At 62.9% G+C, this 8,980-nt stretch carries 10 protein-coding genes and 1 pseudogene; 8 read left to right on the plus strand and 3 right to left on the minus strand.

Annotation, left to right across the window (positions count from 1 at the left end):
* Both AC1DUU_RS14610 and AC1DUU_RS14615 read right to left on the minus strand, forming a co-directional pair.
* A partial coding sequence (locus AC1DUU_RS14610; protein WP_476784128.1) for a metallophosphoesterase family protein occupies positions 1-298 on the minus strand: 298 nt, incomplete at its 3' end.
* Between the two features lie 33 nt (positions 299-331).
* The gene (locus tag AC1DUU_RS14615; protein WP_476784129.1) at positions 332-673 is read right to left on the minus strand and encodes an ArsR/SmtB family transcription factor; all 342 of its coding nucleotides are present in this window, start codon (positions 671-673) and stop codon (positions 332-334) included.
* Positions 674-819: 146 nt separating this feature from the next.
* Here AC1DUU_RS14615 and AC1DUU_RS14620 point away from each other — a divergent pair, with 146 nt between their 5' ends.
* A complete protein-coding gene (locus AC1DUU_RS14620; protein WP_476784130.1) occupies positions 820-1,992 on the plus strand; it encodes an MFS transporter in 1,173 nt (390 codons plus the stop codon).
* 33 nt (positions 1,993-2,025) lie between these two features.
* Here the strand turns inward: AC1DUU_RS14620 and AC1DUU_RS14625 are convergent, their stop codons facing one another.
* The gene (locus AC1DUU_RS14625; RefSeq protein ID WP_476784131.1) at positions 2,026-3,372 is read right to left on the minus strand and encodes an Nramp family divalent metal transporter; all 1,347 of its coding nucleotides are present in this window, start codon (positions 3,370-3,372) and stop codon (positions 2,026-2,028) included.
* A 185-nt stretch (positions 3,373-3,557) separates the two neighbouring features.
* Here AC1DUU_RS14625 and AC1DUU_RS14630 point away from each other — a divergent pair, with 185 nt between their 5' ends.
* The 7 genes and pseudogenes from AC1DUU_RS14630 to AC1DUU_RS14660 all read left to right on the plus strand — a co-directional run.
* Positions 3,558-4,184 (plus strand): TetR/AcrR family transcriptional regulator, encoded by a 627-nt coding sequence (locus AC1DUU_RS14630; protein ID WP_476784132.1) that lies wholly within the window; start codon positions 3,558-3,560, stop codon positions 4,182-4,184.
* A complete protein-coding gene (locus tag AC1DUU_RS14635; protein WP_476784133.1) occupies positions 4,181-5,395 on the plus strand; it encodes a DUF418 domain-containing protein in 1,215 nt (404 codons plus the stop codon). Before AC1DUU_RS14630 ends, AC1DUU_RS14635 begins: the two co-directional genes overlap by 4 nt.
* A gap of 41 nt (positions 5,396-5,436) precedes the next feature.
* The gene (locus AC1DUU_RS14640; RefSeq protein ID WP_476784134.1) at positions 5,437-5,625 is read left to right on the plus strand and encodes a hypothetical protein; all 189 of its coding nucleotides are present in this window, start codon (positions 5,437-5,439) and stop codon (positions 5,623-5,625) included.
* A gap of 120 nt (positions 5,626-5,745) precedes the next feature.
* Positions 5,746-6,654: a KPN_02809 family neutral zinc metallopeptidase gene (ypfJ, locus tag AC1DUU_RS14645; RefSeq protein WP_476784135.1), complete on the plus strand. Its 909-nt coding sequence runs from the start codon at positions 5,746-5,748 to the stop codon at positions 6,652-6,654.
* 11 nt (positions 6,655-6,665) lie between these two features.
* The gene (locus tag AC1DUU_RS14650) at positions 6,666-7,583 is read left to right on the plus strand and encodes an aldo/keto reductase (RefSeq protein ID WP_476784136.1); all 918 of its coding nucleotides are present in this window, start codon (positions 6,666-6,668) and stop codon (positions 7,581-7,583) included.
* Positions 7,584-7,888: 305 nt separating this feature from the next.
* Complete coding sequence (locus tag AC1DUU_RS14655; protein ID WP_476784137.1) at positions 7,889-8,740, plus strand: AraC family transcriptional regulator; 852 nt, start codon at positions 7,889-7,891, stop codon at positions 8,738-8,740.
* A pseudogene (locus AC1DUU_RS14660) lies at positions 8,737-8,980 on the plus strand (DUF1801 domain-containing protein); the annotation flags it as partial. The gene AC1DUU_RS14655 and the pseudogene AC1DUU_RS14660, both read left to right, overlap by 4 nt.

The raw sequence follows: 8,980 nt of genomic DNA on the forward strand, positions 1-8,980 counted from the left end.
GTGGCAGCGCCTCCAGCCAGCCGCGCTGGGCAGGCGTCAGGCGATCATTGGCGAAGCGGTCGGACGGCCTCATTTCGTCGAGGGGATCGGTGGCGACGCGGCGGTCGTGGTTGCCGCGCACGGTCGGCCAGTCGAGCGCCTGCAGCCGCTCGGCTGTTTCGCCGGGCCATAGCGGGCCGGAGACTGTATCGCCCAGATTGACGACGACATCGGCCCCGCCGCGCCGGGCGAGGTCGGYGAGCACAGCGTCAAGGGCGAGGATGTTGCCGTGGATGTCGGCGATGACGGCGATGCGCATCTGAGTTTTCCTTCGGCGAAAGCTGTGCCTGGGCTAGTCTTCTTGCTTCAGGCGTTCGGGTGCCGGGATATGCTGTGCGGTGGCGATGATCGAGTCGAGCAGGCCGGGAAACCGCCTGTCGAGATCGGTGCGGCGCAACGAGATCAGCCGGCTCGTTCCCGACAATTCGGTGTGGGTGATACCTGCTTCGCGCAGCTTGGCGAGGTGATAGCTGAGATTGGTCTTGGAGCCGAATCCGAGGAACTGCCCGCAGTTCACCGGCATACCGTCGTTGCGGGCGAGATAGCCGACGATGGCAAGCCGTGTCTGGTCGCCCAGAGCGGCAAGGACGTTGGGCAGGGTGATCTGGTCGATGTTCGGGTGCAGTACGGACATGGCTTGAAGGTAACTGTGTGGCGAGGGCTGTTCAAGGCTCGGTGGCAGCTGCTGACACCAGRCTGGCAGGAGCCGACAAGACGCAGATTGACATGACGTTGCGATAAGTTCAATAGTTCAATATATTTTGAACTAAGGACAATGTCATGGACAAGCGCCTTATCTGGCTCGCGGTCGGCTCGTTTGCCATGAGCACCGTCGGCTTCGTGTTCTCCAGCCTCTTGCCAGCAATCGCCGGCGACGCCCATGTCTCCGTGCCCTTTGCGGGTTACCTCATCATGGCGTTTTCGCTCGCATATGCGATCGGCGCGCCTGTCTTGTCGGCGCTCGCAGGTGAAATCGACCGGCGCCGCGTGCTGGTGGCAACCATGCTGGTCTTCGTCTTCGGCAACATCATTGCCGCGACAAGYGGTTCATTTGCTGGGCTTCTGGTCGGCCAGATCGTGATGGGCATGTCGGCTGGGCTCTATGCGGCGACAGCGCAAGCTACCGCCGTATCGCTGGCCGGACCCGAGCACCGGGCGCGGGCTATTGCCGTTGTCGTTGGCGGAACGACATTTGCCGTGGCGCTCGGCGCGCCGGTGGGCTCGCTGATCGCCACGATGTGGGGCTGGCGCGGAACGTTTGTTGCCATCGCATTGCTTGGCATCTCCTGCGCCGCGATCCTGTGGGTGCGCCTGCCCAGGGGGTCGCGCGGCATCAAGCTGACGCTCGCCGAGCGCTTCACCGCGATTGCTCGGCCCGGCATCCTGCCGTCGCTTCTGGTGACGCTGCTTTATCTCGCCGGCGGCTTCACCGTGATCTCCTACATCGCGCCGCTGGCGCTGGAAGGGGCGGGGCTGCCGTCCATGGCGCTTCCGGGCATGCTGCTCGCCTTCGGCGCCGGCGCTGTCATCGGCAATCTGTCGAGCGGCTATCTTGCGGACCGCATCGGTGCGACGCGCATGGTGGTGATCTCGCTGTTGATGTCGTCGGGCTTCTGCATCGCCATTGCACTGACGCTCAAGCTTCTGCCGCACCATGTCGCCGGACCGGTGCTGATTGGCCTGATGGTGCCGTGGGGTATCATCGGCTGGGCGTTCCCGCCGGCGCAGGCAAGCCGCATCGTCGGCTTCGGCCCTGAAGTCGCGCATCTGACGCTGTCGCTCAATGCATCGGCGCTCTATTTTGGCATAGCGCTGGGCACCGTCATTGGCGGGCGCGTGCTGGAGTTCGCCAAGCCGTCCGATCTCGGCCTCGTCGCTGCGGCCTTTCCGCTGGTAGCGCTTGCCGTGCTCGCGGTGAGCCGCAGGTCGATGGGCGTTGCCGTGGCGCGTTAGGGTAGTGCCGGGGTGCGGACGTCAGTTGGCGCTTCAGTTCAGGACGAAGTCGACCAGCAGCTTGATGTTGAGAGCGGCGATCACAAGGGCAATCAGCGTTGCGAAGGCGATGAGCCAGCGCGGGGCGACCAGCGCGCCCATCTTTTCCTTGCTGGCCGTGAAGATGAACAGGGGAAAGACAGCGAAGGATAGCTGAAGGCTGAGCACGACCTGGGTCAGGATCAACAGCTTCGCGGTGCCGCTGTCGCCGTACCAGATGGTAACCGCCGCCGCCGGAACAATGGCGATTGCGCGGGTGACCAGGCGGCGCAGCCAAGGCGGCAGCTTGATGTGGAGGAAACCCTCCATCACGATCTGGCCGGCGAGCGTTGCGGTCACGGTCGAATTGATGCCGCAGCAAAGCAGCGCGATGCCGAAAAGCGTGGGTGCTATGGCGAGGCCGAGAAGCGGCGCCAACAACGCATGCGCCTCGCCGATCTCGACGACCTCGGTGCGGCCGGTGTTGTAAAAGGCTGCCGCCGCGAGGATCAGGATCGAGGCGTTGATCAGCAAGGCGAACATCAGCGCGATGGTCGAATCCCAAGTGGCGTATTTCAGCGCCTGGCGTTTTTCCACCAAGGTGTCGCCATAGGCCCGCGTCTGGACGATGCCGGAATGCAGATAGAGATTGTGCGGCATCACGGTGGCGCCAAGGATGCCAAGCGCGAGGTAGAGCATCTCGGGATTGGTGACGATCTCGGTGGTCGGCGCGAAGCCCGTGATGACCGCGCCCCAATCCGGATCGGCGAGCGCGACCTGGATGGCGAAGCAGACGGCGATGACGCCGAGCAAGGTGATGATGAGGGCTTCGACCCAGCGAAAGCCGAGCTTCTGCAGGTACAAGATCAGGAAGACGTCGAGCGCGGTGATGACGACGCCGATCTCAAGGGGAATGCCGAAGATGAGATTGAGGCCGATCGCGGTGCCGATGACTTCGGCGATGTCGGTGGCGATGATGGCGGTTTCGGCCATGAACCATAAGACATAAGCGACCGGGCGAGGAAAGGCGTCGCGGCAGGCCTGCGCCAGATCGCGCCCCGAAGCGATGGCGAGCCGCGCGCAGAGCGACTGCAGCACGATCGCCATGATGTTGGAAACCAGCGCAACGACCAGCAAGGTGTATCCGAAGCGCGACCCGCCTGCGATCGACGTCGCCCAGTTGCCCGGATCCATGTAGCCGACGGCAACGAGATAGCCTGGGCCGACGAAGGCGGCGGCCCTGCGCCAGCTTGAGCCGCTGGTGTGGACGGGGATTGATCGATGGACCTCCGAAAGCGACCCTTCGCCCCTGGCGGTCCGCCAGCCTTCGTTGTCGACGGCGGGCCGGGTGTAAGAGTCCAACGGACGCCCCTCTAATCGCAGTTGCAAGTCATTTGCAATAATACCGGAAGCCAAGGTTTTGGCAAGCCCCGGCTGAGTGGGCAATGGTGCCCTCAACGCGCGATGCGATTGCCGGCTGCTTGACACCGCCCATGTTTTGATAATTAATAGATCGACTAGTCTATTAATTAATTGGATGCCACGAAATGYGGAAGATAGATCCCGAAAAGCACGCCGCCAGACGGCAGGCCATCATCGGCGCGGCCAAGACCTGTTTTGCCAGGAAAGGCTTTCACCAGACCAGCACCGCCGAGATCTGCGCCGCGGTCGGTATGAGCCCGGGCAACCTGTTTCATTATTTTCCCAGCAAGCAGGCGATCATTGCCGCCATCGTTGAGCAGGAAGGCGAGGAGACCGTGGGGCTGTTCAAGGCGCTTGGCGCGCGCGACGACCTTTACGGCGCCCTGGTCGAGTTCATGGACATCGTGCTGACGCTCGCCGCTGATGCCGAGTTCTCGTCGCTGGCGCTTGAAATCGCTGCCGAGGCGGGGCGCGAGCCGGCGATTGCCGTTCTCGTCGGGCGCAACGACGGCGAGTTGCGCGCGGCCTTGCAAGGCCTGCTGACCGAGGCTGGCGCGCGCGGCCAGCTCGATGCCACGCTCGACATGGCCGATGCGGCGACGTGGATCGCAGCCCTCATCGACGGCATCTTCAGCCGCGTGGCTGTCGACGCCGAATTCAAGCCAGCCGACCAGCACAAGACGATGCGCATCCTGCTCGGGCGGTTTTTGCGCCCGGGTATGGATGTCGCCAACGAAAGCGCGAAGCCATGAGTGCGATAACCGTGAAATCCTCCAAACAAGAGCGGATCACCTATGTCGACGCGCTGCGCGGTTTCGCGCTGTTCGGCATCCTCGTCGTCAACATCACCGCTTTTGCCTCGCCCTACTACGGCTTGGGCGTTGGCGAACCGGTCTTTGCCACACCGCTCGACTCTGCAGTGCGGTTCGTCATCGCCTTCCTGTTCGAGACAAAGTTCTACCTGCTGTTTTCGTTCCTGTTCGGCTACAGCTTCACCCTGCAGATGCAGTCGGCGGAGCGCGCCGGCGAGGCTTTCGTGCCGCGCCTGCTGCGGCGACAGGCCGGGCTATGGGCCATCGGCTTCATGCATGCGGTGCTGCTGTTTCATGGCGACATCCTGACCACTTATGCCGTGCTTGGCGTGGTGTTGCTTTGGCTGCGCAACATCGAGGAGGCCAGGGCGCTGCGGCTGGCGCGATGGCTGGTGATCGGTACCGCGCTGGCGTGGGGCGCAGTTGGAATGCTGCAGATGCTGGACCCGGTGGCGCTCGACCCGGCTGTCGGCCTGGCCGAAGGGAAAGCTGCGCTGGCGGCCTATCTCGGCGCGCCAAGCACCGTGATCGCCCAGCATCTGAGCGAACTTGGCAATGTCTGGGTGGTGATCGGCCTGATGCAAGGGCCGTGCGCGCTGGCGATGTTTCTCGTCGGCCTCGTTGCCGGCAAGCGGCAGATGTTTGTACAGCTCGACCACTACCTGCCGCTGCTGCGACGCATGCTTTCTGCCGGTCTGATCATCGGCCTGCCTGGGGCCGCGTTGTACGGCTGGACGTCGATCTATCTGGTCGGCACTGTGTGGGACTTGCCTGGCCTGGCGATCGGCCTGTTGACCGCGCCGCTTTTGACAGGGGCTTATGTCGCGCTGGCGATGTTCGCCTTCCATCGCTTTCGGCGTCTGCCCAACGTGCTGGCGCCGGCAGGGCGCATGGCGCTCTCCAACTACCTGTTGCAATCACTTGTGTGCGCCACCTTGTTTTATGCCTACGGCTTCAGGCTGATGGGCCAGGTGTCGCCGCTTGGTGGGTTGCTTCTCGCCGTGGGAATCTTCGGCGTTCAGCTGGTGCTCAGCCGCTGGTGGATGGCGCGCTTCTCCTATGGCCCGCTGGAATGGCTGTTGCGGGCGGTGACGATTGCTGGCTGGCCAAGCTTCCGCAAACCGGGAACAAGTGCTGTCGGCTCGCGTTAGCCTTGGCGCCTGAATGGACTGGCGCTCAGGAGGAATGAACGATGGCCATCACACAAGCGCCGACACCAAAGGGAAAAGAAGCTGCCAAGGGCCTTAGGCAGGCGGCGGCCAAGGAAGAACGCAAGGTCGAGGCCAAGACTGGCCACGACTTCAAGAAGGGCGAAAAGCGCTTCGAGGAGCGCTCCAAAAGCTCCGATGGCAAGAGTGCGGGCGCCAAGCAGAAAAGCTGAATTGGCCGCGAACTCAGCTGCATGGCACAACCAAAAACCCTGTGACTTGCCGCTGGCGTTGGGCTAATTGTCTCAGTGAGCGGAGCCGACCCCGCGACATGAAACATCAAGGATACGCCTATGCGCTGGAGAGGCCGTCGCCAGAGTGACAATGTCGAGGATGCGCGCGGCGATGGCGGCGGAGGCCTTGGCGGCGGGCTCGGCGGTGGCGGACGCCTGCCGATGGGACCGCGCATCTCGACGGGCGGCGGCGGACTTTCGGGCATCATCATCCTTGTGGTGCTGTTTTTCGCACTGCGTGCCTGCGGCATCGATCCTATGCAGATACTTTCGGATGGCGGTGGCTCAGGCACCGGCGGCGGCCAGGTAACCCAGGGCGGTGCGCCGGCAAACGATGAGATGACCCAGTTCRTCTCCACGGTGCTGGCCGAGACCGAAGACACCTGGAATGGCATCTTCCAGGCCGAGGGGCTGAAATACCAGGAACCCAAGCTGCTGCTGTTTTCCGGCCAGGTCAATTCGGCTTGCGGCTATTCCTCGGCGGCGTCGGGCCCGTTTTATTGCCCCGGCGACCGCAAGGTCTATCTCGACACGGCCTTCTTCAACCAGCTGTCCAAGCAGTTCGGGGCTTCCGGTGATTTCGCCGAAGCCTATGTCATCGCCCATGAGGTCGGCCACCACGTCCAGAACCTGACCGGCATCCTGCCCAAGTTCAACCAGATGCGGCAGAGCATGAGCGAGGCGGACGCCAACGCCATGTCGGTGCGCGTCGAGCTTCAGGCCGACTGCTTCGCCGGCATCTGGGGCTACTATACCGATCAGAAGGGTCTGCTCGAGCAAGGCGACATCGAAGAGGCGCTGAACGCCGCCCGACAGATCGGCGACGACACGCTGCAAAAGCGCATGCAAGGTTACGTCGTGCCGGAAAGCTTCAACCACGGCACCTCGGCACAACGCCAGCGCTGGTTTGCCGCCGGCTTCAAGAGCGGCAAGCTGTCGGACTGCGACACGTTCAACAACCCGATCTGAGGCCGATCTCCATGGTTTCCGCCCGACGCATTGAACTTGTGCCCGGTGGTCCATCGCTTTCGCGGTTGGTGTTCGGCGCCTGGCGCCTGCTGGACGGTCAAAGCCCGAGCACTGAGGCTGTAGCGCGGCTCATCGATACGGCGATCGACCTTGGCCTGACCAGTTTCGACCATGCCGACATCTATGGCGACTATGCGGTCGAAGAAGCCTTTGGCGCCGGCCTTGCCCGCTTCAAGGGCAGGCGCGACAGCATCGAGCTCATCAGCAAATGCGGCATCATGCTGAAGTCGGTCAACCGCCCGGCGAACCGGCTCAAACATTACGACACCGGTGCCGCCCACATCACCTCATCCGTCGAACGCTCGCTCAAGAACCTTGGCACCGATTATCTCGACCTTGTGCTGATCCACCGGCCGGACCCACTGATGGATGCCGACGAGACGGCGGCCGCCTTTGAGCGGCTGGTGTCGGCCGGCAAGGTGCGCGCAGTCGGCGTGTCCAACTTCACGCCGCAGCAATTCGACCTTTTGGCTTCAAGGCTGCCATTTCCTCTCGTCACCAACCAGATCGAGCATTCGGTGCTGGAGACCTCGGCACTGACGGATGGCCGGCTCGACCACGCGCAGAGGCTGCGTTACGCGCCGATGATCTGGTCGCCGCTCGGCGGCGGCTCGCTGTTCACCGGCGACGGTGCGCACGAGCACAAGGTGCGCGCGGCGCTTACTGTCGCCGCGGCCGAAACCGGCGCCCATGATATCGCAACAATTGCCATCGCCTGGCTGCTACGCCATCCGGCGCGGCTGGTGCCGGTGCTCGGCACGATGAAGCCGGCGCGGCTTGCGCAATTGGCCAAGGCGCTGGATGTGGTGCTCGAGCGTCAGCAATGGTTTGCGATCCTCGAGGCAAGCGAGGGGCATCCGGTCGCCTGATGCCCTCGCCGGCATGAACAGATTTGACGTGTTCTTGTACTGTTCTTTTTGTATGTTTGTCCTATAAGCGATGCTTCCGCTGTGGGCGGCGTATTCCTGGCGCTTGTGGTGTTCGTGCTCAAGGTCGAAAGGCCGGTTGCGGCCAGGCAGGAGGCGGCGACGACAACCGCATAGCCAAGCGCTGATGCATAGCGCTTCAATTCGCAGGATGGCGCGTGGAGACCCACTATGCGCACTTCCGCAGGATTTGCCTGTCCACGTCGTGCAAGACTTTCTATGATTTCAAAGCACGACAGAGGGCTCCTATGCACAGCCAGGAAAATTACAACGACCGCCTTAACCGGGTGCTTGATTACGTCTATGCCCATCTGGAGGATGATCTCTCCTTTGACCGACTGGCGGAGGTCGCTTGTCTTTCTCCCTATCACTGGAGCCGAATCTACTCGGCCATGCGCGGAGAAACGATTGCCGCAACGTTCCGCAGGTTAAGGCTCCAGCGCGCGGCTGATCGGCTGTCCAACTCCGATCTAGACATCGGAGCGGTCGCCACGCGTGCCGGCTATAGCTCCGCCGACACGTTCGGGCGGGCCTTCAAGGACTCGTTCGGCGTGAGCCCCGCTGCCTACCGTGGAAAAGGCTCGCACGCCGCCTTTAAGGCTGCCCATGCGGCCAGCGATGCGAGCGCCTTCCCCGTGACGGTGGAGACCTTGCCAGAGCGGCGATGTGCCGGGGTCGAACACACGGGCTCCTACATGGAAATCGACCATGCCATGGGCAGGCTCTTTTCCGAGCTTGTCGCCCGTCATGCCCTGCCGGTCCAGCCCGCCATGATCGGGGTGTTTTTCGACGATCCCGATCTCGGGCCTGAGGAGGAATTGCGCTCGCGTGCCTGCCTGCCGGTGGCAAATTCCGTCACAATCGATGCACCACTGGTGGAGACGGTTCTGCGCGGCGGGCTATATGCGAAACTGAGCTACACAGGTCCCTATGCCGATATGCGCGGTGCCTATCGCTGGTTTCTGGGCGTGTGGCTGCCCGCTTCCGGCTATGAGCCGGATGATGCTCCAATCTTCGAAGCCTATCTCAACGACCCACGTGAGGTGCCGCAAAACGAACTGCGCACCGATGTTCACCTGCCTCTCAAGGTAGCGCCATGAAGACCCCGCTTGTCCCCCGTCTCGTTGCCGAAGCGCTATCGCGCTACTCCGAGCCGGTGCGGGCGCGTCTGTTGGAGATTCGCGAGATCGTATTTGCGGTAGCCAAGGAAACCGAAGGTATTGGCCCGCTGACCGAAACACTCAAGTGGGGCGAAGCGGCCTATCTGACCGAGGCCAGCAAGAGCGGAACAACCATCAGGCTGGGCACCATAAAGTCCGCACCCGAAGCATGCGCGGTGC

This window comes from Aminobacter sp. P4_H6_2, assembly GCF_056400805.1.